This is a genomic window from Mitsuaria sp. CC2 (genome assembly GCF_048957715.1).
Classification (GTDB): Bacteria; Pseudomonadota; Gammaproteobacteria; order Burkholderiales; family Burkholderiaceae_C; genus Roseateles.
Window position 1 is genome coordinate 83,951 of the sequence record NZ_JARVXN010000018.1, and the last position, 21,501, is coordinate 105,451.

At 69.2% G+C, this 21,501-nt stretch carries 20 protein-coding genes; 18 read left to right on the forward strand and 2 right to left on the reverse strand.

Going from position 1 to position 21,501, the window contains the following annotated elements:
• Positions 1-32: 32 nt before the first annotated feature.
• Positions 33-710 (reverse strand): DUF4197 domain-containing protein, encoded by a 678-nt coding sequence (locus PV762_RS13020; protein ID WP_421035434.1) that lies wholly within the window; start codon positions 708-710, stop codon positions 33-35.
• Positions 691-1,752, reverse strand: coding sequence for a fumarylacetoacetate hydrolase family protein (locus PV762_RS13025; protein ID WP_421035435.1), 1,062 nt, complete (start codon positions 1,750-1,752; stop codon positions 691-693). Before PV762_RS13025 ends, PV762_RS13020 begins: the two co-directional genes overlap by 20 nt.
• Before the next feature lie 37 nt (positions 1,753-1,789).
• Here PV762_RS13025 and PV762_RS13030 point away from each other — a divergent pair, with 37 nt between their 5' ends.
• The 18 genes from PV762_RS13030 (at position 1,790) to PV762_RS13115 (ending at position 21,456) form a co-directional block, all read left to right on the forward strand.
• Positions 1,790-2,677, forward strand: coding sequence for a hypothetical protein (locus PV762_RS13030; protein ID WP_421035436.1), 888 nt, complete (start codon positions 1,790-1,792; stop codon positions 2,675-2,677).
• Between the two features lie 217 nt (positions 2,678-2,894).
• Complete coding sequence (locus PV762_RS13035) at positions 2,895-3,200, forward strand: DUF3567 domain-containing protein (RefSeq protein WP_421035437.1); 306 nt, start codon at positions 2,895-2,897, stop codon at positions 3,198-3,200.
• 159 nt (positions 3,201-3,359) lie between these two features.
• Positions 3,360-4,340, forward strand: a complete 981-nt coding sequence (locus tag PV762_RS13040; RefSeq protein WP_421035438.1) for a TraB/GumN family protein — start codon at positions 3,360-3,362, stop codon at positions 4,338-4,340.
• A gap of 85 nt (positions 4,341-4,425) precedes the next feature.
• Entirely contained in the window at positions 4,426-5,097 is a 672-nt protein-coding gene (locus PV762_RS13045; RefSeq protein WP_421035439.1) for a MarC family protein, read from the forward strand.
• Positions 5,098-5,221: 124 nt separating this feature from the next.
• The gene (locus PV762_RS13050) at positions 5,222-5,887 is read left to right on the forward strand and encodes a PhaM family polyhydroxyalkanoate granule multifunctional regulatory protein (RefSeq protein WP_421035440.1); all 666 of its coding nucleotides are present in this window, start codon (positions 5,222-5,224) and stop codon (positions 5,885-5,887) included.
• A 26-nt stretch (positions 5,888-5,913) separates the two neighbouring features.
• Positions 5,914-7,053 (forward strand): FIST signal transduction protein, encoded by a 1,140-nt coding sequence (locus PV762_RS13055; protein ID WP_421035441.1) that lies wholly within the window; start codon positions 5,914-5,916, stop codon positions 7,051-7,053.
• Positions 7,053-7,994, forward strand: coding sequence for a substrate-binding periplasmic protein (locus PV762_RS13060; RefSeq protein WP_421035442.1), 942 nt, complete (start codon positions 7,053-7,055; stop codon positions 7,992-7,994). Before PV762_RS13055 ends, PV762_RS13060 begins: the two co-directional genes overlap by 1 nt.
• Positions 7,995-8,061: 67 nt before the next feature.
• Positions 8,062-9,588, forward strand: a complete 1,527-nt coding sequence (locus PV762_RS13065; RefSeq protein WP_421035443.1) for an FAD-linked oxidase C-terminal domain-containing protein — start codon at positions 8,062-8,064, stop codon at positions 9,586-9,588.
• Positions 9,589-9,662: 74 nt separating this feature from the next.
• Complete coding sequence (gene glcE, locus PV762_RS13070; protein ID WP_421035647.1) at positions 9,663-10,751, forward strand: glycolate oxidase subunit GlcE; 1,089 nt, start codon at positions 9,663-9,665, stop codon at positions 10,749-10,751.
• A 28-nt stretch (positions 10,752-10,779) separates the two neighbouring features.
• Positions 10,780-12,069 carry an AAA family ATPase gene (locus PV762_RS13075; RefSeq protein ID WP_421035444.1) on the forward strand — a complete coding sequence of 430 codons (1,290 nt, stop codon included), beginning with the start codon at positions 10,780-10,782 and terminating at the stop codon, positions 12,067-12,069.
• 3 nt (positions 12,070-12,072) lie between these two features.
• Positions 12,073-12,729: an HNH endonuclease gene (locus tag PV762_RS13080; RefSeq protein WP_421035445.1), complete on the forward strand. Its 657-nt coding sequence runs from the start codon at positions 12,073-12,075 to the stop codon at positions 12,727-12,729.
• Positions 12,730-12,731: 2 nt separating this feature from the next.
• Complete coding sequence (gene glcF / locus PV762_RS13085; protein ID WP_421035446.1) at positions 12,732-13,988, forward strand: glycolate oxidase subunit GlcF; 1,257 nt, start codon at positions 12,732-12,734, stop codon at positions 13,986-13,988.
• A 390-nt stretch (positions 13,989-14,378) separates the two neighbouring features.
• Positions 14,379-16,085: an alkaline phosphatase family protein gene (locus PV762_RS13090; RefSeq protein ID WP_421035447.1), complete on the forward strand. Its 1,707-nt coding sequence runs from the start codon at positions 14,379-14,381 to the stop codon at positions 16,083-16,085.
• Between the two features lie 144 nt (positions 16,086-16,229).
• Complete coding sequence (locus PV762_RS13095) at positions 16,230-18,197, forward strand: ABC transporter ATP-binding protein (protein WP_421035448.1); 1,968 nt, start codon at positions 16,230-16,232, stop codon at positions 18,195-18,197.
• 178 nt (positions 18,198-18,375) lie between these two features.
• On the forward strand, positions 18,376-19,050 hold the full coding sequence (locus PV762_RS13100) for a hypothetical protein (protein ID WP_421035449.1): 675 nt from the start codon (positions 18,376-18,378) through the stop codon (positions 19,048-19,050).
• Between the two features lie 41 nt (positions 19,051-19,091).
• Positions 19,092-19,394 (forward strand): HPr-rel-A system PqqD family peptide chaperone, encoded by a 303-nt coding sequence (locus tag PV762_RS13105; RefSeq protein WP_421035450.1) that lies wholly within the window; start codon positions 19,092-19,094, stop codon positions 19,392-19,394.
• Complete coding sequence (locus PV762_RS13110) at positions 19,391-20,305, forward strand: HprK-related kinase A (protein WP_421035451.1); 915 nt, start codon at positions 19,391-19,393, stop codon at positions 20,303-20,305. Before PV762_RS13105 ends, PV762_RS13110 begins: the two co-directional genes overlap by 4 nt.
• A complete protein-coding gene (locus tag PV762_RS13115; protein WP_421035452.1) occupies positions 20,302-21,456 on the forward strand; it encodes a nucleotidyltransferase family protein in 1,155 nt (384 codons plus the stop codon). The genes PV762_RS13110 and PV762_RS13115 overlap by 4 nt, the downstream gene beginning before the upstream one ends.
• Positions 21,457-21,501 lie beyond the last annotated feature (45 nt).

Here is a 21,501-nt window from a genome sequence, read left to right on the forward strand (position 1 = left end):
ATTGTAGGAAGCCCGGCCCCGGCCCACCGTTCTCAACCGCCGAAGACCTTCTTCAGGAGGGCGCTTCCGGTGCCGACCGGGTCCTGGCGGATCTTCTTCTCTTCCTGGCCGATCATGAAGTACAGGCCGTCCAGCGCCTTGTCGGTGACGTAGCCCTGCAGGTTGGCGTCCTCCTTGCGGATGAGGCCGAAACCGGAGGCCTTGCCGGCCACCGCGTTGTACTTCTCGCTCAGCGACTGGCGCTCGGTCGCCTTCGTCACGATGGGCAGGAACTTCGTCGTCAGCGGCGAGCGGGTCTTGTCCTCGAAGAACTGCGTCACCGCGTTGTCGCCGCCGCGCACGATCCTCACCGCGTCCTCGACGCTGATGTTGCGCACGGTGGTGACCAGCAGCTGGCGCGCCTCCGGCATCGCCTGCTCGGCGGCGCGGTTCATCGAGGTGATCAGGTCGTCGATTCGCTTGCCCTGGCCGGTCGTGCGCAGCAGGCGCGCGGCGTCCTTGAGCGCGCCGGGGAGCTCGATCTTCACCTGCGGATTGCCGAGGAAACCGTCGGTCCGCCCCAGGTTGGCCAGCGCCGCCTGGGCGCCGCGTTCGAGCGCCGCGCGCACGCCGGAGGCGGCGTCGCCCTCGCTCAGGCTCAGCGCCATCGCCCACGGCGAGGCGCAGCCCGCGCCCAGCAGCGCGATCAGGTCACGGCGGAACAGATTCATCGGTGTCTCCTTCTTGAACGTCAGCGATGGCCGTCTCAGCGGTCTCAGCAGCCTCGACGCCTTCGGCATCAGCCGCGGCAGCACGCTCCGGGGTGTCTCCCTCGGCATCGTCGTCGGTGCCGGCGACGTCCGATGCCGCATCTTCCGACTCCGCAAGGTCCATGTCGATGGCGCCGAACGGGCCGGGGCCGTCGCCGAGCTTGAACTCGATGCGCAGGCTGTCGCCCGGTTCCAGCACCACCTGCTTGCCGAGCACCGGCGAACCCGCGCCGACCAGCGTGCCGGCGCGCAGCGGCCGGTTGAGGGCCGCTTCCGCGAGCAGGTCGCCGAGCGACCACTTCATGCCGGTCTTCGCATCGACGACCGCCTGCTTGCGCCCGTTGCGCATGACCTGCAGCTGCAGCGCCGCGCGACCGAGGTACCAGGCGCCGGGCAGTTCGTCCGGCGTGACGGCGACCGGCGCGAACTGCAGCGCCGGGCGGCTGTGCAGCGCGGGCCAGCCGTTGGCGAGCTCCTCCTGCTGCACCGGCCGCAGCACCCAGTCGCCGACCAGCATCAGCAGCCGGATCGATTCCAGCGCCTGCGACGGCACGGCGCCCTGCGCCAGATCGCCGATCAGCGCGGCGAGCTGCGGTTCGGGTTCCAGGCCGGGCGTGCGCAGGTCCAGCAGTTCGGTCGGACCGAGCAGCGCTTCCGCGCCGCCGGCGCGCAGCAGCGGCGCGCTGAGGCGTTCCGGCCACGCGAGGCCGCGCTCGCGCAAGGCCCGACCCTGTTCTGGGTAGGCCTCGCCGGCGATCCAGCCGGCCAGGCGCGGCAGCGGGGCCAGGCATTGCTTCGGATCGAACGCGAACGCATGCCGCGCGCGCCCCTGGTTGAGGGACTGCGACAGCGTCTCCAGCTGGGGCGCCAGGAAATTCCAGTCGTCGAGCACCTGTTGCAGGCGCGTGGCGATGCCGGTGGCATAGCATGCCTGGCTCAGGTCGCGCGACACGACCACCAGGTGGCCGTCGCGGGATCCATCGCGGTAGGTGGCGAGTTTCATTGTTGTGAACGGACAGTCATTCGTCGGACGATCGGTGGTGGCATTTTCACCTCAGGAGCGGATCGCCTTCGCGGCGGCGCTCGCGGGGGCCGTGGTGCTGCATGCGTGCGCCCTCGGCGCGTTGTCGCGCCGGTCCCTGCCGCGGGCGATCGACAGCCCGGCCGTGACGACGCGCCTCATCGACAGGCCCCTTCCGCCGGCGCCCGAACCTGTCGCGACGCCGGAGGTTCGCCCCGCCGCCCATCCCGCCGTTCCACCCCCCTCGCGACGCGCGACGCCCGTCCGCACGCCGGACACCCGACCCGTGCCCGCATGGCTCGCGTTGCCGCTGCACGGCGCGGGCACGCTGGCCTATGCCTTCATCATCGACGGCCAACCGGGCGAGGCAGCGTTGAGTTACCGCATCGACGCCAGCCGCTTCGACATCACGCTTGAACGCCGCGCGGGTGATCGCGAACTGCCGGTCTGGCACAGCGAGGGCCGTGTGGGCGCGCAGGGTTTGCAACCCGAACGTCATCGCGTGACACGCCAGGGACGCGAACGCGAGTTGCTGATCTTCGACCGCGCGTCCGCTCGACCGGTGCTGCTTGTAGGCGCGCGTGCCTTTCCGATGTCGGCGGGCACTCAGGATCGCCTGTCCTGGTGGCTGCAGCTCGCCGCGATGATGGCGGCGGAACCGGCGCCCCATCTCGGTCAACGACTGCGAGTGCCGGTGGCCGGTCCGACGGGCGTCAACGACTGGGATTTCGAGGTGGCGGCGCGCGACGGCGACCGTTGGCTGCTGCGGCGCGACCTGGCGCGCGGCGCCGGTCGACCGGCGCTGCAATGGTCCGCCTGGCTGGACGGCCGGCGCGGTTTCCTGCCGGTCGATCTGCGCTTCAGCCTGGACGACGACGAACAGTGGGCGCTCCGCTTGCTGGAGTGAGCCTGTCAGCCGCGCACATGTCCGTCCGACCTCGACCCCCGATGTGCGCGTTACGGTTCGTTGATCCGTGAAACCTTGTGCGGTTGGCACCACAAATGCTTGGGACACGGTCAGCGTGTTCCGCAAGTTCTGCCACCATGGGTCATGGCCTGGTTGGGAGCGACGGGTCTTGAATCTGTCGCAACAGGCCATAACTCCTCCAACCAAGGAGTCCTTCATGCACATGCTCTACGACTCACCGAGCTACATCGTCGTCCAGTTCGATGTTCCGGTCGCTCCGTCCGCCGGCGACGCCGCGCACGCCGCCCAGGTGGATCACACCAACCTGCCCTCGTTGCAGCGGGACGGGTTCGAGATCGTCGACAAGTTCACCCGCAAGGAGATCTTCATCGAAGGCGCCCTCGCCCAGGCCTTCCAGGAAGGCGTGGAAGCGCTCATCGAACAGGGGCCTGACGTCGACGACCTCGACGCCTTCATCGCGCAGTACGCCGACCTGGGCCAGCAGCCCGTGATCATGCATTGATCCCCGGCGGCCCGCCCGCCGATCCGGGGCGTGCCCTGCCCCTTCGCTGCGCCAGGATCGTGCAGCCGCGCCCCGTCCAGGGGTGCCGACGGTGCGTCCCTCTTCGGCAGGTGCTGCGCTTGCCTTTGACGACGCCGGTTCTATGGCATCGTCCCGTCCATGCTGCATCCGTCCCCGTCGACCTTTCTGAGGCGCGTTTCGCGCGCGCTCGCCGCCGGCACGCTCGCCCTCCTCGCGGTGCTGGGCGGCGACGCGCTGGCGGCGCCGTCCAAGCCGTCCTGTCCGCCCGAGCCCGCGCCGCTGCCCGCCGACCGCCTCGCCGCGCAGGCCAAGGACCGCGGCCTGATGTGGACGCTCAAGCGCGACGGACGGACCTCCTACCTCTACGCCAGCCTGCACGTGGGCAAACCCGGTTGGGCCACCCCGGGACCGCGACTGCGCAAGGCGCTCGACGAGGTCGACGCGGTCGCGCTGGAACTCGATCCGCTGGACCGCGACGCCTGGAAGATGCCGCCCATGCCCGACCTGCCGCTGGACGCCTCGCTGCGCCGGCGCCTGGACGCGCAGGCCGCCGCGGTCTGCCTGGAACCGCAGGCGCTCGCGGCGATGCACCCGCTGCTGCAGACCAGCACCTACATGCTGCTGCGGGCGCGCACGCTGGGGCTGGACGTGCGCTACGGCCAGGAGATGCTGCTGAGCCAGTGGGCCCGCGACCGCGGTCTGCCGGTCCTGGCGCTGGAGACGCTGCAGGGCCAGCTCGAGGCCTTGCTGCCCGCCGACGCCGACGCCGCACGCCATGAACTGCGCGCCAACCTGCAGCAGCTCGAACGTCCGAAATCACTGCTGCGCACGCTGGACACCATGGTGGGGGTCTACGACCGCGGCGACCTCGTCCGGCTGAACCGCTACGCCGAGTGGTGCGACTGCGTCACCGACGCCGCCGACCGCGCCGCGCTGCAGCGCATCAACGACGGGCGCAATCCCGAGCTCGCCCGTCGGATCTCCGAGTTGCACCAGCGCGGCCAGTCGCTGCTGGTGGCGGTGGGCGCGATGCACATGACCGGACCGCGCGCGATCCCGGCGCTGCTGAAGGACCAGGGCTTCGAGGTAACCCTGATGCCGCGGACCGGATCGCGGTGACCCAGTTGCGGCACACTGGGCCGCGCGCCGTTCCGGCCCTCGTCTTCCCCAGGCTTCCCCCTGACTTTTCCCTGGAGTCCCCATCTTGGACCCCCTGCCGTCCTTCCTCCAATCGCTCTTCCTGGTGCCGCTGACGCTGCTGCCCATCATCAATCCGGTGGGCGTGGCCCCGATCGTCATCGGCGCGGCCGGCGGCGACGACAAGGTCCTCAAGCGCCTGGCACGCCAGGTCGCCATCAACGGCTGGGTCGTGATCATGGTGTCGCTGCTGGTGGGCACCTATGTGCTGGACCTGTTCGGCATCTCGCTGCCGGTGGTGCGCGTCGGCGGCGGCCTGCTGGTGTCCTACAGCGCCTGGGTGATGCTGACGCGCAACGAGACCGACGACGTCCAGACCGCCGTCGTGCACGCCTCGCCCGGCGACATCACCGAGGCCGAGATCGTCCGCCGCAGCTTCTTCCCGATCACCTTCCCGCTGACCACCGGCCCGGGCAGCATCGCCGCGGCGATCGCGCTGGGCGCCCAGATCCCCCGATCGCCGGTGCCCTACGTGATGGGCGCGAGCGTGGCCGCCATCGGCGCGGCCTTCACCGCCGCCGTGGTCTACCTGGTCTACCGCAACGGCGGCCGGCTGCTGATGAAGATGGGCGAGGTCGGCACGCTGGTGATGATGCGGCTGATGGCCTTCGTGCTGCTGTGCATCGGCATCCAGATCCTGTGGACGGGCTGGGCCGACCTGAACCACATTCCGACCTGACGCGCCCAGCGCCCTTCCCGACACCGGACGGTCGCCGCCAGGACGTAGGATCGGGTGCACGACCGCCCCCGGTCTTCCCGTCGCGCACGCGGAACCCCGGTGAGAACGGCGGCGAGGAGACACCATGGCGGACACCGACTTCAGCAAATTCGTTCCGGGCTTCGACTTCCTGCAGGGCCTGATGAAGAACGCCGGCTCGGCGATCCCCGGCTTCAACCAATGGGTCGCGCCGACGCTGGATCCGGAGGAGCTCGACAAGCGGATCAGCGAGCTGCGCACCGTGCAGTTCTGGCTGGAGAACAACGCCCGCATGCTCACCGCGACCATCCAGGCGCTGGAAGTGCAGCGGATGACCTTGTCGACGCTGCACGCGATGAACGTGCCGATGGCGGACCTGAAGGATGTGCTGAAGACACCGCCGGTGCCGCCGACGGCGCCTGCCGCGAAGCCCGCGGCGGTCGCCGAAGCGGAGCCCGGAACGAAGGCCGATGCGGCATCGGACGCGAAGCCCGACGCGAAGTCCGGCGACGCCGCCGGCTCGAGAACCGCGGGTGCGGACCCGATGCAATGGTGGAACGCACTGACGCAGCAGTTCACGCAGGTCGCGTCCCAGGCGATGAAGACGGCCCAGACCGCGGCGGCAGCCTCAGCCGCCAAGCCCGCGCCCGAGGCACCCGCCAGGCCTGCGGCGAAAGCCGCGACCCAGGGGGCCGCCAGGAAGGCGGCGCCCGCGCGCAAGACCGCCGCCAGACCGGCGACCAAACCCGCCGCCAAACGCAAGGCGCCCTGAGCCCACCAGCCTCCCGAGGGCCGTTCATGCCTCGCTTTCTCCAGGCGCACGCCACCCATCCCGATCCCCACATGGCGTTGGCCCTCGTCGGCGCCCAGTTGGAGGGACAGCGCGCCGGCATGACGCCGACGCTGGGTTTCCTCTACCTGACGCATCCCTACGTGCCGCACGCGCAGGCGCTGCTGGACGAGGTCCGCGAGCGCTGGCCGGGTTGCGGCTGGGTCGGTGCCTCCGCGCTCGCGGTCAGCGCCAGCGGCGTCGAATACTTCGACGAACCGGCGCTGGTGGTCATGCTCTGCGACCTGCCCGCGGACCAGTGGCGGGTCTTCTCCGGACTGCGGCCGCTGACGCCGGACTGCGAATCCCGCAGCCTGCTGCTGCACGCCGACGGCGGCACGCCCGACCTGCAGGAGTTGATCAGCGAGCTCTCCCAGCGCTGCAGCAGCGGCTACCTCTTCGGCGGACTGGTCAGCGGCGGCGACAACGCGGTGCAGGTCGCGGACGGCATCTTCGCGGGCGGCCTGTCGGGCCTGGCGCTCGGGCCGGACGTGCGCTGGATCTCGCGCGTCAGCCAGGGCTGCCAGCCGCTCGGCCGCGAACGCCGCGTCACCGCCTGCGACGGGCCGCTGGTCACCGGACTCGACGGGCAGCCCGCGCTGGACGCGCTGCTCGAGGACCTGAAGCTGCCGGCATACACCGGCGAGTCCGGTTCGCTGCGTCAGGCCATGCCGCTGTTCCGGCGCACGCTGGTCGGCCTCAGCGACGAGCCCGGCGCCCGGCGCGAGTACGGCGCCGAAGTCCGCGTCCGGCATCTCGTCGGGCTGGACCCCGGCCGGCGCGGCATCGCGGTCGCCGAGCAGATGCGCGAAGGCGAACTGCTGAGCTTCTGCGAACGTCACCCCGACGCCGCCCGACGCGACCTGGTCCGCATCTGCACCGAGATCCGCGCCGAGGCGGAGGAACGCGGCGCGCGCATGGCCGGAGCCCTGTACTTCAGCTGCACGGGGCGGGGCGGCCCGCACTTCGGCTCGCCGTCGGCGGAGCTGCAGTGGGTCCAGCATGCGCTGGGCGAAGTGCCGCTGGCCGGATTCTTCGCCAACGGGGAGATCGCCCACGCGCGGCTGCACGGCTACACCGGCGTGCTGACGGTCTTCCTGGACGCCTGATGGCCGGCCGCCGCGACCTGCTGCAGGCTGCCGCGGCCTCGACCCTCTGCACCGCCCTGCCCGCGCTCGCCCTGCTGCCGGGCGCCGCGGCGGCGGCCCGGCCGGCGTCCAGCGGCTCGCCGGCCTCGACGCCGCCGGAACCGACCACCGTCATCTATCCGCGCCATCTCCCCCAGCAGGACAAGCAGGTCGACTACTTCATCAGCCTGCTGCACGCCGCGCTCCAGCGCAGCGGCACCCGCTACGCGCTGATCCAGACGCAGTCGGAGATGGTCCAGAGCCGCGCGCTGCTGGAGATGGCGAGCAACGATCCCGGCATCGACGTGTTCTGGACGATGACCGATCCGCTGCGCGAGAAGACCCTGCTGCCGATCCGCGTGCCGCTGGACCGGGGGCTGATCGGCTGGCGCCTGTGCCTGACCCGCGCCGCCGATCGCGAGCGCCTGCGCGACATTCGCGACCTGCAAGACCTGGCCCGGTTGACCGCCGGACAGATGCACGATTGGCCAGACACCGCCGTGCTGCGCGCCAACGGCCTGCCGGTGCAGGTCAGCACGCATTACCAGGGCCTGTTCCAGATGCTGTCGCAGGGCCGCTTCGACTACTTCCCGCGCTCGATCTTCGAGGTCGATTCGGAGCTCGCCAGCTTCGCCGAGCAGAACCTCGTCATCGACCCTTACCTGCTGTTGCACTATCCCGCGGCGCTCTACATGTTCGTCCGACCGGGCCGTCCGCGGCTCGCCGCGGACCTGACGCGCGGCATGAACGCGCTCGTGGCCGACGGCACCTTCGAGCGGCTGTCGCGGCAGATCTTCGGCGATCTGCTGCAGCGCCACCGCATCGACCAGCGCCGCGTGCTGCGGCTGCGCAACCCGCTGCTGCCGGCGCAGACGCCGCTGGATCGCAAGGCCTTGTGGTGGCCGCTGCCGGGTTCCCGCTGACGGGCTCCCGCCGAGGGGGAATGCGGGTTCAGTCCGCGGTCAGCGCGCGGGGCTACAGTTCGACGCCATGACCGCCGTCCTTCCTTCCACCCATGAGCCGCCCGGCGGCCAGGCCGCCGAGCTGGCCGGTTTCCGTGCCGGGCGCCGCGCGCAGCTGGTCCAGGCCCTGCGGGCCGAGTTGCCCGCGCACGCGCTGCTGTGGCAGGACGAACAGACGCGCCCCTACGAGTGCGACGGCCTGACCGCCTACCGCGAGCGCCCGCTGGCCGTGGCGCTCCCCGAGACCGAAGCCCAGGTCGCCGGCGTGCTGAAGGCCTGCCATGCGCTGGACGTGCCGGTGGTGGCGCGCGGCGCCGGCACCGGTCTGTCCGGCGGCGCGATGCCGCACGCCGAAGGCCTGACGCTGGCGCTGGCCAAGTTCAACCGCATCGTGGCCATCGATCCGCTGGCGCGCACCGCCCGGGTCCAGTGTGGCGTGCGCAACCTGGCGATCTCGGAAGCGGCGGCCGCGCACGGCCTGTACTACGCGCCGGACCCGAGCAGCCAGATCGCCTGCACGATAGGCGGCAACGTCGCGGAGAACTCCGGCGGCGTGCATTGCCTGAAGTACGGCCTGACGCTGCACAACGTGCTCAAGGTGCGCGGTTTCACGGTCGAGGGCGAGCCGGTGGAGTTCGGTTCCGAGGCCCTGGACACCGCCGGCCTGGATCTGCTGAGCGTCGTGATCGGCAGCGAGGGCATGCTGGCGGTGGTGACGGAGGTGGTCGTCAAGCTGACGCCCAAGCCGCAACTGGCGCGCTGCATCATGGCCAGCTTCGACGACCTGCGCCGCGCCGGCGACGCGGTGGCCGCGATCATCGCGGCGGGCATCATTCCCGCCGGCCTGGAGATGATGGACAAGCCCATGACCGCGGCGGTCGAGGACTTCGTCCATGCCGGCTACGACCTCGACGCCGAGGCGATCCTGCTGTGCGAGAGCGACGGCACGCCCGAGGAGGTCGAGGAGGAGATCGCCCGCATGAGCGCGGTGCTGCAGGCCAGCGGCGCCACGCGGCTGGAGGTCAGCGAGACCGAGGCTCAGCGGCTGCGCTTCTGGAGCGGCCGAAAGAACGCCTTCCCGGCGTCGGGGCGCATCAGCCCGGACTACATGTGCATGGACTCGACCATCCCGCGCAAGCGCCTGGCTGACATCCTGCTGGCGATCCAGGAGATGGAACGCAAGTACGACCTGCGCTGCGCCAACGTCTTCCACGCCGGCGACGGCAACCTGCATCCGCTGATCCTGTTCGATGCGAACGATCCCGACCAGCTGCATCGCTGCGAGCGCTTCGGCGCGGACATCCTCGAGACCAGCGTCGCGATGGGCGGCACGGTGACCGGGGAGCACGGCGTCGGCGTGGAGAAACTCAACAGCATGTGCGTGCAGTTCTCGCCGCAGGAGCGCGAACGCATGCTGGCCCTGAAGCGGGCCTTCGATCCCAAGGGGTTGCTGAACCCCGGCAAGGTGATCCCGACGCTGCAGCGCTGCGCCGAATACGGCCGCATGCATGTGAAGCGCGGCGCACTTTCATTCCCGGAACTGGAGCGATTCTGATGGCAGTGCAAGCAGCAGGGGCCGCGGCGGCGGACCCGGAGCCGGTCGGCGGCTTCGTCCCCTCGACGCAATTGATGGCGACCTTGGAGGCGATGGCGGCGCGCTTCCAGGAAGGCCGGCCGGTGCGGCTGACCGGTCACGGCAGCAAGGACTTCTACGGTGGCCCGCTGGGCGACGCCGAGCCGGTGTCGACGTTGTCGCTCAACGGCGTGATGGCCTATGAGCCGAGCGAGCTCTATGTGACCGCGGCGGCCGGCACGCCGGTGGCGGACGTGGAAGCGCTGCTCGCGCAGCACGGGCAACACCTGGCCTTCGAGCCGCCGCGTTTCGTGGGTGCGGCCTCGGGCGGCACGGGCACGATCGGCGGCATGGTCGCGAGCGGGCTGTCCGGCCCGGCGCGCGCGACCGCCGGCGCGGTGCGCGATCACGTGCTCGGTCTGACGATGCTCGACGCGAAGGGAGAGCTGCTGCACTTCGGTGGCACGGTGATGAAGAACGTCGCCGGCTACGACGTGTCGCGGCTGATGGCCGGATCGATGGGCGTGCTCGGGCTGATCGCACAGGTCACGCTGAAGGTGCTGCCGCAGCCGGTCGCGACGGCGACGCTGCGCTTCGAAGCCTCGCAGGACAAGGCGCTGCTGCGGATGAACCGCTGGGGCGGGCAGCCGCTGCCGATCTCGGCCAGCGCCTGGTGGGACGGCGCGCTGGTGGTGCGGCTGTCCGGCACCGAGGCGGCGGTACGCGCGGCGATCCACAAGCTCGGCGGTTCGGTGATTCCCGAGCCGATGGCCGCGCCGTTCTGGCGGGGGCTGCGCGACCAGTGCGACGAGTTCTTCCTCGGCGCGCGCCGCGCGGTCCAGGGCGGCGCGACGCTGTGGCGCATCGCCGTGCCGTCGACGACGCCCGCGATGCCGCTGCACGGCGAGCAGCTCGTGGAGTGGGGCGGCGCGCAGCGCTGGGTCGTGACGCCGATGGCGCCCGCGCAGGTCCGCGACGTGGTGGCCGCGGCGGGCGGGCACGCGACGATGTTCTATGCGAGCGACAAATCGGCCGGCACCTTCTCGCCGCTCGGACCGCAGCTGACGCGCATCCACAAGGAACTGAAGCGGCAGTTCGATCCGGCGGGGATCTTCAATCCGGGGCGTCTCTACTCTGATCTATAGATTCCGGCAGATCGAGCCTAGTTCATCCATGCGAATTCAATCCATTTCAATCCGAAACTTCCGGCGATTCGAGCGTTTTGATTGCGCCTTCGATCCCCGACTGACGCTGCTAATGGGGGAAAATGGCGCCGGTAAGAGTTCGTTGCTCCGCGCGATCTTCCTCGCCTGTGAAGGGCTGTTGGGCGATTTCGTGGGAAGTCCGGGACTTCGAAATCCCAGGTCGGATGTTCGGCGCATCAACATGGTTGATCCATCCGACGAGGCATGGCGGTCCGGCGTCTTCCCGTCATCTGTTCAGTTGGATGTGGACGTCTTGGACAGCCTCTACTCGCTCATCATCGAGTACGAAGACGGCTCATCTCAGTTCCGGACCGAGTCTCGCGATGACCCGTTACAGCTAGTGCCGCCGGTTGACATGTACGAGTCAATTCGTCGCTGGTTCAGTTCTTCCAACGCGACTGCGATTCCCCTATTTGCAAGATTCGGTCCTCAGGGATCAACTGGAAATCCAAGCCCCGGAGCGGTGCAGAAGCCTTTCGACTCCAAACAGGACATTTGGCAGCGTTTTGCTCAGGAAAGCGTAAACATCTCTTCGTTGGCCCAATGGTTTCAATACAACGAACTCCGAAGCCTTCAAGAAGGGAAACCGCCGCTGATCTATCGCGTCGTGAAGCAGACAGTGCTGGCATCGATACATGCGCTGGATGTCAAGTATGTCGTTCGCGATAACCAGCTGATGGTCCTCCACGAAGGACAAGGTTGGCGACCCTTTGATGAATTGAGCGATGGACAAAAGCGTCTCGCCACGGTGTTCATGGAGCTGGCCGTCCGTGCTGCAGCGCTCAACTCTCATCTTGGTGAAAGTTGCATCGCGGCGACGCCGGGTGTGATCTTGATCGACGAACTCGACCTACACCTCCATCCCCAATGGCAACGTTCGGTCATCGACAACTTGCTCGATACGTTTCCAGAACTCCAATTCGTCATTGCGTCCCACTCTCCATTTCTCATCCAATCGGCATTGGCGCGGGGGGTCGTAATTGACGCAGCGACAGGCGAACGCGCAGCCGCGACAGATCACAGCATCGAGGACATCGCCGAGCAGGTCATGGGCGTGGATCAACCGCAGCGTAGCCAGCGGTTCCTAGAGATGCGACGACTGGCGCAGGAGTACCTCGAACTCATGGAGTCGCCGGTATCCACCGCCGAGGCGAAGGCTGACCTGAAGGCTCGACTCGATCAGGCCCTCTCCGTTTTCGCCGATGATCCAGCAGCTGCGGCCTGGCTGAGCCAAAGGCGCATTGCCAAAGGAATCTGATCGATGCGCTCTGTCGACAAAGGCTCTCATCCCACGCTCGACACCGGAGAGCTCGTTCAGCTTGAGCCGTATCAAGAGGCCACGCCTCACCTGAAGATCCGGTTGGGCAGGTACTGCAGCTTCTGCGAGCGATCCGTAAGCGTAAGCCTCGCCGTTGAGCACAAACTTCCCAAGGTCCATTTCCCGGACTTGGCATACGTCTGGGATAACTTCCTTCTCGGCTGCGCCAACTGCAACGGTGTGAAAGGCGCCAGGTTCGTCGCAAACGAAGCCGTGATGTTTCCGGACACGCACGACACGTTCGGGGCGCTTGAATATTTGGAGTCGGGCCGGGTCCGCCCTCGTGCAGACTTGCCAGCGCCTCACGCTGAGCAAGCTCATGCATTGCTGAATCTTGTTGGCCTTTCCCGTGAGCCAAGGGATCTATCCGAAGCCGACCACCGCTGGGACGACCGGCTAGAAACCTGGTCGCTGGCCATCCAAAGCCGCGAGGATCTCGCTAAGGACGATACGCCCGCCATGCGGGCCGCGATTCTTCGCACCGCAGCCTCGCGCGGGGGCTTCTCGATCTGGATGGCTGCCTTCGCTGAAGACTCCGTCATGCGTCGCGCCCTTTCGGCGACGTTCCCAGGCACGCGCGTACTCGACGAGGCAGCCTGACCATGCAAACCCACCTCGCCCCCGAATTCCAAGGCACCCCAGAAGGCAGCACCGCCGAGGCCATCCTGCGGCGCTGCGTGCACTGCGGCTTCTGCACCGCGACCTGCCCGACCTACCAGCTGCTGGGCGACGAGCTCGACGGGCCGCGCGGCCGCATCTATCTCATCAAGCAGGTGCTGGAAGGCGAACCGCCGACCGCGGCCACGCAGCAGCACCTGGACCGCTGCCTCACCTGCCGCAACTGCGAAAGCACCTGTCCTTCCGGCGTCCAGTACGGCCAGCTCGTGGAGATCGGCCGGCAGATCGTCGACGCCAAGGTCGAGCGTCCGCGCGAGGAACGCCTCAAGCGCTGGCTGCTCAAGGAAGGCCTGACGTCGCCGCTGTTCAAGCCCGCGCTGCGGCTCGGGCAGGCGCTGCGTCCGCTCGTGCCGGGCGCGTTGAAGGACAAGGTCCCGCCCCGGCCCGACGCGCGCGCGCACCAGTGGCCGCAACGGCCCCACCCGCGCAAGGTGCTGATGCTGCTCGGCTGCGTGCAACCGGCGATGATGCCCAACATCAACGCGGCCACCGCCCGCGTGCTCGACGCCGCCGGCGTGCAGACGCTGGTCGCCGAAGAAGCCGGCTGCTGCGGCGCGATCCGCGCGCACATGAACGACCACCACGGCGGCCTGGACGACGCCAGGCGCAACATCGACGCCTGGTGGCCGATGGTGGACGGCCACAGCGAGGAGGTCGACGCCATCGTGATGAACGCCTCCGGCTGCGGCGTGCAGGTCAAGGACTACGGGCGGCTGCTCGCGCACGACCCCGATTACGCGGAGAAGGCCGCGCGCGTCGCCGCACTGACCCGCGACCTCAGCGAGTACCTGCCGGACCTGGTCCAACCCTTGCGCGCACGGCTGGCCCCGCCCGGTGCGGCCGCGCAGCGACCCAAGCTCGCCTACCACCCGCCCTGCACGCTCCAGCACGGCCAGCAGTTGCGCGGCGGCGTCGAGGGCCTGATGCGCGAACTCGGGTTCGAGATCGCCATCGCCCCCGCCGAGAGCCATCTCTGCTGCGGCTCCGCCGGCACGTATTCCGTGCTGCAACCGCTGCTGGCCAAGCAGTTGCGGGATCGCAAGCTGGCCGCGCTGGCGCCCCTGGCCGCCGAGGCCATCGTGTCGGCCAACATCGGCTGCATCCAGCACCTCCAGAGCGGGAGCGACGTCCCGGTCCGGCACTGGATCGAAGTCCTGGATGAGGCACTTCTACAAGGATGAGTCATTGACTCGAGCGCCAATCCTCTTGGTGAATCGTCGTATCGGCGCATCACTTTGTGCTGAAAGCGCTGCCATCCGCGCAGGAGTTCTCACCTCAAAGGCCTCACCCCGGGCAAACCCGGGCATGCCCATTGCCTGCCGCCCGCAGAATCGCCTCCCATAACAGGAGGGGAGCGCGCAAGCGATCCAACCAGAAAGTGAAATAGGCCGGTCGCCGTGTGGTGACCGGCCTTTTTTCCGTCCGGACCATCCCGGGCAGCGACGCCCGTCAGGGTTTCCCCGTCGCGCAGAGCGAGCAGACGTCGCGCCGGACGCGCCGGCCCGGCGGGCCGAGGCGGATACTCCCCTGTCATATTTGTTTCAGCGGCTTCGACCGGAGCCCGATCCGCCATGACCCTGACCCGTCGCGCCTGGCTGCTGGTGCCCGTCCTGGCCGCACTGGCCGCCTGCGCCAACGCCCCCTCCTCCTCGACCCCGGTCGCCGGCGCCTCTCCGGCAACACCTGGCCCCGCGCCGTCCGCGTTCACGGCGAAGAAGCCGCCCAAGCTGGTCGTCTTCATGGTCGTCGACGGGCTGCCGATCCGGCAGGTGCTGGGCTACCGCGACCAGCTCCAGCCGGACGGCTTCAAGCGTTTCCTCGACCGGGGCGCCTGGTTCGCCAATGCGTACTACGGCCACGGCTACACCGTCACGGCGGCCGGCCACTCGATCATGCTGAGCGGCGCCTACCCGCAGCGCAGCAGCATCATCGGCAACGAATGGCGCGATCCGATGACCGGCGCCCCGCAGTACAACACCGGCGATCCGCGCTACCAGTACATCGGCAACAAGACGGAGCCGCTGGCCGGTACCAGCCCGAACAACTACAAGGTCGAGACCGTCGGCGACGTGCTGCGCACGCTGCAGCCGGATTCGAAGGTCATCGGCATCTCGGGCAAGGACCGCGGCGCGATCCTGCCGGCCGGCCACAAGGGAACGGCCTACATGTACATGGGCGGCAGCGGCGAATTCGCCTCGTCCACCTATTACATGGACAAGCACCCCGCCTGGGTGGACGCCTTCAACGCGGCCAAGCCGGCCGACCGGTTCTTCGGCAAGACCTGGTCGCCGATGCTTTCGGAAGCGGCCTACGCCCGCAGCGTGCCGGACGGCCAGCCCTGGCAGGCCAACAGCGGTAACGGCAACCGGCTGCCGGCCATGCTGGGCGCCGGTATGGACGGCCCGGGACCGCGCTTCTACGGCAACATCCTGCCCTCCCCGTTCGGCGACGAACTGACGCTGGCCTTTGCGAAAGCCGCGGTCGAGGGCGAGCGCCTGGGCAGCGACGACCAGACCGACCTCCTGTCCGTCAGCCTGTCCAGCCACGACTACATCAACCACGCGTTCGGCCCTGAATCGCGGCTGTCGCACGACCATTTCCTGCATCTGGATGCCTACTTGCAGGACTGGTTCAAGTATCTCGACGACAAGGTCGGGCGCGACAACTACGTCGCCGTGCTGACCGCCGACCACGGCTTCACCGACACCCCCGAGTGGGCGAAGTCGCAGGGACGGGACGCCGGACGCATCAATCCGACGCAGGCCGTGGGCTTCGTCAACGCCGGGCTCGCGAAGCAGTTCGGCGAAGGCCGCTGGGTGATCGGCATGTCCGGCAGCGGCTTCATCTTCGACGAGGCGGCGATCAAGGCCAGGGGCCTGGCCGCCGACACCGTCTATGCCGCCGCCAAGGCGCTGGTCGTGCAGGTCGACGGCGTGCAAACGGCCTTCACCCGCGAGCAGCTCGCCGGAACGGACACCGCGACGCCGTACCTCGAGCAGTTCCGTCGCTCCTGGTATCCGGGCGTCGCCGCGCCGCTGCAGGTGGTGCCGAAGGCGGGCTGGATGTTCGGCTCGCGCGTGACGGGCACCACCCACGGCAGCCCCTATGAGAACGACACCCACGTCCCGCTGCTGACCTGGGGGCCGGCGTGGGTCGGCCAGGGCCGCATCGAGCAGCGCGTCGAGATCGTCGACCTCGCGCCGACCCTGTCGGCCCTGCTGCACATCCCCGCACCGAAGCAGGCGCAGGGCGTGCTGCTGCCGCTGCCCGCCAAATAGGCGGCGCCTCCCCCAACGGGGGCCGCCCGCGCGCGGATTCCCCCCGTTCACCCCACCCACCCGCCACCGGCGCGGGGGCGGGCTGCGCCTGACACCCGGCTCCTGTAGGCTCACCGGTCTCGCAGAAGTGACAGGGAGACCGCCGTGTTTGGCTGGTTTGAAAAACTCGTCGATCCGTTTCCGCAGACCCCGGCGCCTCAGCCGCCGAAGGGGTTCTTCGCCTTCGTCTGGGCCGGCTCGCACGGCATGCGCGGGCTGGTGGCGGTGCTCATCGTCCTGACCGCGGCCATCGGCGCGTTCGAGGCGCTGCTGTTCTCCATGCTGGGTTCGGTCGTGGACTGGCTCAGCCAGGTGCCGCCCGCGCAGTGGTGGGCGACCCAGCAGGACAAGCTGCTGATGCTGCTCGGCATCCTGCTCGCCAGCCCGCTGCTGATCGCGCTGCAGTCGCTCAGCAAATACCAGGGCCTGTCCAGCAACTTCCCGATGCGGCTGCGCTGGAACTTCCACCGGCACCTGCTCGCGCAGAGCATGAGCTTCTATCAGGACGAGTTCGCCGGCCGCGTTTCCGCCAAGCTGATGCAGACGGCGCTGGCCGTGCGCGAATGCTGGCTGATCGTCACCGACATCCTGGTCTTCATCACGATCTACTTCGTGACGATGCTGGGCGTCGTCGGCAGCTTCGACGCGACGCTGCTGATCCCCTTCCTCGGCTGGCTGGCCTGCTACGTCGTGGCCTTGAGCTACTTTGTGCCGCGCCTGGGCAAGGCCGCCACCGCGCAGGCCGACGCGCGCAGCCTGATGACGGGCCGCATCACCGACGCATACACCAACATCAGCACGGTCAAGCTGTTCTCGCACTCGCACCGCGAAGCCGGTTTCGCCCAGGGCGCGATGCAGGACTTCCTGAACACCGCCTACCGCCAGATGCGGCTGATCAGCGGCTTCGAGATCGTCAACCACGCGCTGTCGATGGGCCTGATCGCGTCGACCGCCGGCATGACGGTCTGGCTGTGGACGCAGGGCCAGGTCGGCATCGGCGCGGTCGCCGCCGCGACCGCGATGGCGCTGCGCCTGAACGGGATCTCGCACTGGATCATGTGGGAGATGGCCAGCCTGTTCGAGAACATCGGCACCGTGCAGGACGGCATCACGACCCTGGCGCGTCCGATCGCGATCCGGGACGCCGCCGAGGCCCGCCCCCTGGACGTGACCCGCGGCGAAGTGCGCTTCGAGCATGTCGACTTCAGCTACGGCGGCCGCAAGACCGTGCTGCACGACCTGACCCTGACCATCCGTCCGGGCGAGAAGATCGGCGTGGTCGGCCGTTCGGGCGCGGGCAAGTCGACGCTGGTCAACCTGCTGCTGCGCTTCTACGACGTGGACAAGGGCCGGGTGCTGATCGACGGCCAGGACATCGCCACCGCCACCCAGGACAGCCTGAGACGCCAGGTCGGCATGGTGACCCAGGACACCAGCCTGCTGCACCGCTCGGTGCGCGACAACCTGATGTACGGCCGTCCCGATGCCACGGAGGAAGAGATGCGCGCCGCCGCCGAGCGCGCCGAGGCGGTGGACTTCATCGACGGCCTGAGCGACCCCAAGGGCCGCCAGGGCTACGACGCCCACGTCGGCGAGCGCGGGGTGAAGCTGTCCGGCGGCCAGCGCCAGCGCATCGCGATCGCGCGGGTGATGCTCAAGGACGCGCCCATCCTGCTGCTCGACGAGGCGACCAGCGCGCTGGATTCCGAGGTCGAGGCCGCGATCCAGCGCAGCCTGTACCGGCTGATGGAAGGCAAGACCGTGGTGGCGATCGCGCACCGTCTGTCGACGATCGCGGCGATGGACCGGCTGATCGTGATGGACCAGGGCCGCATCGTCGAGCAGGGCGACCACGCGGCGCTGCTGGCCCAGGGCGGCCTGTACGCGAAGCTGTGGGCGCACCAGAGCGGCGGCTTCCTGGTCGAGGACGAGGTGGACGATGTGGCGGAGGCCGCCGCGCCGGACACGCTGTCGCCTGAAGGCGTCACCGGCATGAGCCGGCCGCCTCATGCCGCCGGAACCATTGCCGGACATGTGGGTGCACCGTCAACAACAACAAAGGATTCCGCGTAAGCCGGCGCTGACTTATCTGGCGTGTGACGGACGCCGCACGCCACCCGTTCAAGGGGTCGGGCGGGGTATCCGGTGGCAGGCTTGTATGGAACACTGCGATCGCAGGTCGGACGGGAGCGCCGATCCGCTTGAGCGTCCGCAGAAATCAGGACGGCATAGCATCACGAAAGCTGAGCATATGGACAACAGCAGCGACACCACCCCGCAGTCTTCGGCCACCCCGACCCCGGTCAAGGGTTCCGTCGTCTCGCAACGCCGTCGCCGTTTCATCCAGGCCGGCGTGGTGCCGGTCGGTCTCACGCTGGCCAGCCGTCCCGCGATGGCTTGGCACTGCAATTCCACCTCGGCCTGGGGCTCGGCCATCCTGCGCGACGGCGGCGCCAGCGTGAAGGCGCGCGCCGCCGCGGCGGTGATCAGCAACACCGAGTGCTGGAACGTCTCCAACTGGATCAACAACTCCGTGCGCGGCCAGGTGTCGTCCTCGACCCCCTGGTCCTTCGTCTCCACCCAGCTCTTCCGGAGCAAGGGGGACGATTACGCCAAGAAGAACCTGCTGATCAAGCACGTCTTCCCGTCCGGACATTGGAAATTCGGCAAGGACGTCAAGGTGATGAAGGCGTTCGAAACCGACGGCGCCTCGGGCATCGGCACCCTGGTGCTGGTCGCCCGCCTGAATGCCATGTTCGCCGGTCATCGCGTGGCGGAATGCGTGTTGTCCAACGGCACCGACATGCTCCAGAAGATGGCGTCGTCGGGCCCCGGCATGTTCAAGCCGACCAACTCGACGGGCTCGGCCTGGATCGAGAAGGACTTCCGCCAGTACCTGACGGACAACTACCTCGCCATGCCCTGATGCCCGGGCCGGTCTGGCATTGCCGGCAACCGATCCATGACGTGCTGCTCGCCTGGGAGGGTGAGCAGCACGCTGTCTTTTTCGACCCCGTCAGCGGGGACACCCACCTGATCGGCGCGCTCGGGGCGCAGCTGGCCGAGTGGCTGAGCGCCGAGCCGCTCGACCGCGACCAGTTGCTTCAACGGCTGGCCCATGACGTCGACTGGGACGAGCGGCCCGCCGCCGACGCCCTGGCCGACCTGCTGGACCAGCACCTGCAACGTCTGTCCGACGCCCATCTGCTGGCCCGCCCGTCCGATGCCCCGCCGCACGTGCCGATGCCGGCCGAGGAGCCCACCGCTTGAGGCTGCAGGACATCGGCAGGGACGCCCTGCGGGCCCGGATGCGCGACGGCGGCGTGACGCTGCGGCTGTCGCCCTTCACCGTGCGCATCCGCTCGGACCTCCCCCACCTGGCCGACGACGTCGCGGCGATGTACCGCGACTTCGAGCTCGTCGACGAGGACGACTTCGTCGACTTCCATGTGGCGGTGCTGCGCAGTCCGCATTGGCTGAGCCGGCTGCAGGGCCGCGCGGAGTTCTGGTTCGACGGCCAGCGTTCCTTCACGCCGCTGCCCGCCGCGCAGGCGCTGGCGATGCTCGAATGGGGCATCAACTGGTGCATCGCCGCGCACGCCCACCAATTCCTGCTGATCCACGCGGCGGTGCTTGAGCGCGGCGGCCGCGCGCTGCTGATGCCGGCCCCGCCGGGCTCCGGCAAGAGCACCCTGTGCGCGGCGCTGGCCCATCGCGGCTGGCGGCTGCTGTCGGACGAACTCGGCCTGCTGGACATGGCGACGGGCCAGGTCCACGGCATGGCGCGACCGATCAACCTGAAGAACGCATCGATCCCGCTGATCCGGGCCTTCGCGCCCGAGGCGCACTTCAGCGCCTCCATGCCCAACACCTCCAAGGGCACGGTCGCGCTGGTGCGCGCGCCGCAGGACGCGATCGGGCACCGGCTGGTACCCGCCCGGCCCGCCTGGGTCGTGCTGCCGGCCTGGCGCGCCGACGCTGACGCACAACTGATGCCGATCGAACGCGCCCGGGCGTTCATGGACCTCGCCGAGCAGTCGTTCAACTACGACATCCACGGCCAGGCCGGTTTCCAGGCGGTGGGGAAGCTCGTGGACGCCTGCGAGTGCTACCGTTTCGAGTACAGCCGGCTCGACGAGGCCGTGGCGCATTTCGAGACGCTGCTGGAGGCCTCGCCGTGAACACGCACCGAGCGCATCACCTTCCCCACCGCCATGGGGAACGTCGTCGTCCGCTGCTGGTGCGCGTGCTGCTGCAGCCCGCGATCGCGGTCGGCCTGAGCCTGCGGGACTGGGACCTGCTGCTGCGTCAGGCGCGGCGGTCCAACCTCGCCGGCAAGCTGGCCGAGCAGATGGAGGCCGGCGGCTGGCTCGCCGCCCTGCCGCCCCCGGTGCAGCCGCATCTGCGGTCGGCGCTGCTGCTGTCGCGGCGCCAGGTGCAGATGCTGCGGCGCGAAGTCGACCTGCTGCGCCAGACGCTGGCGGAGCTGCCCGGACCGCTGGTCCTGCTCAAGGGGGCGGCCTACGCGCTGGGCGGGCATGCGCCGGCGCCCGGACGCATGTTCGGCGACATCGACCTGCTGATCCGGCCGGAGCAGCTGCCGCGCTGCGAGACGACGCTGCTGGTGCACGGCTGGGAGTTCGACGAGGACCTGGACGCCTACGACCAGCGCTACTACCGGGACTGGATGCACGAGCTGCCGCCGCTGCGCCACAAGCGCCGGGGGACGTCGCTGGACGTGCACCACACCCTGTTGCCGCCGACGGCACGCACGCCGCTGGACAGCCGCGCGCTCTTCGACGCGCCGCGGCCTCTCCCGGGGCTGCCGGGTGTCTTCGTCCTTCCGCCCGAGGACATGCTGCTGCACAGCGCCGCGCACCTGTTCCATGAGGGCGAGCTGCCCAACGGGCTGCGCGACCTGTTCGACCTCGACGCGCTGCTGCGCGAGTTCGGCGCGATCGACGGCTTCTGGCCCCGGCTGGCCGGCCGCGCGCGGCGGATCGGACTCTCGCGTCCGTTGTGGCTGGCGCTGCGCTACACGCGGATGCTGCTGGACACGCCCTACCCGGACGCGCTCCCGGGGGAGCTCGGTCCCCCGCCGGGCCCGCTGGCCCTGCGCCTGCTGGACGCCTGCTTCCGCCGCGCACTGCGTCCGGACCACGACAGCTGCCGGCTGCCCGGCCATGCGCTGGCCGAGAGCGCGTTGTACGTGCGGTCGCACTGGCTGCGGATGCCCTTCGGTCTGCTCGCGCTGCACCTCACGCGCAAGGCCTGGGGCCGGATGACGGCGGTCCCCGAGGCGCCCAAGGTCGACGCGCCCCGCGACGCCTGAGCGCCCGCCTGCCCGGGCGCGGGCTTTGCCACCATGGGCGGAGCC

Excerpts from the sequence above, each read along its gene's own strand:
- glcF (WP_421035446.1), top strand. The coding sequence starts at position 12,732 with ATGCAAACCCACCTCGCCCCCGAATTCCAAGGCACCCCAGAAGGCAGC.
- PV762_RS13075 (WP_421035444.1), top strand. The coding sequence starts at position 10,780 with ATGCGAATTCAATCCATTTCAATCCGAAACTTCCGGCGATTCGAGCGT.
- PV762_RS13020 (WP_421035434.1), bottom strand. The coding sequence starts at position 710 with ATGAATCTGTTCCGCCGTGACCTGATCGCGCTGCTGGGCGCGGGCTGC.
- PV762_RS13090 (WP_421035447.1), top strand. The coding sequence starts at position 14,379 with ATGACCCTGACCCGTCGCGCCTGGCTGCTGGTGCCCGTCCTGGCCGCA.
- glcE (WP_421035647.1), top strand. The coding sequence starts at position 9,663 with ATGGCGACCTTGGAGGCGATGGCGGCGCGCTTCCAGGAAGGCCGGCCG.
- PV762_RS13065 (WP_421035443.1), top strand. The coding sequence starts at position 8,062 with ATGACCGCCGTCCTTCCTTCCACCCATGAGCCGCCCGGCGGCCAGGCC.
- PV762_RS13100 (WP_421035449.1), top strand. The coding sequence starts at position 18,376 with ATGGACAACAGCAGCGACACCACCCCGCAGTCTTCGGCCACCCCGACC.
- PV762_RS13050 (WP_421035440.1), top strand. The coding sequence starts at position 5,222 with ATGGCGGACACCGACTTCAGCAAATTCGTTCCGGGCTTCGACTTCCTG.
- PV762_RS13055 (WP_421035441.1), top strand. The coding sequence starts at position 5,914 with ATGCCTCGCTTTCTCCAGGCGCACGCCACCCATCCCGATCCCCACATG.
- PV762_RS13060 (WP_421035442.1), top strand. The coding sequence starts at position 7,053 with ATGGCCGGCCGCCGCGACCTGCTGCAGGCTGCCGCGGCCTCGACCCTC.
- PV762_RS13040 (WP_421035438.1), top strand. The coding sequence starts at position 3,360 with ATGCTGCATCCGTCCCCGTCGACCTTTCTGAGGCGCGTTTCGCGCGCG.
- PV762_RS13025 (WP_421035435.1), bottom strand. The coding sequence starts at position 1,752 with ATGAAACTCGCCACCTACCGCGATGGATCCCGCGACGGCCACCTGGTG.
- PV762_RS13035 (WP_421035437.1), top strand. The coding sequence starts at position 2,895 with ATGCACATGCTCTACGACTCACCGAGCTACATCGTCGTCCAGTTCGAT.
- PV762_RS13080 (WP_421035445.1), top strand. The coding sequence starts at position 12,073 with ATGCGCTCTGTCGACAAAGGCTCTCATCCCACGCTCGACACCGGAGAG.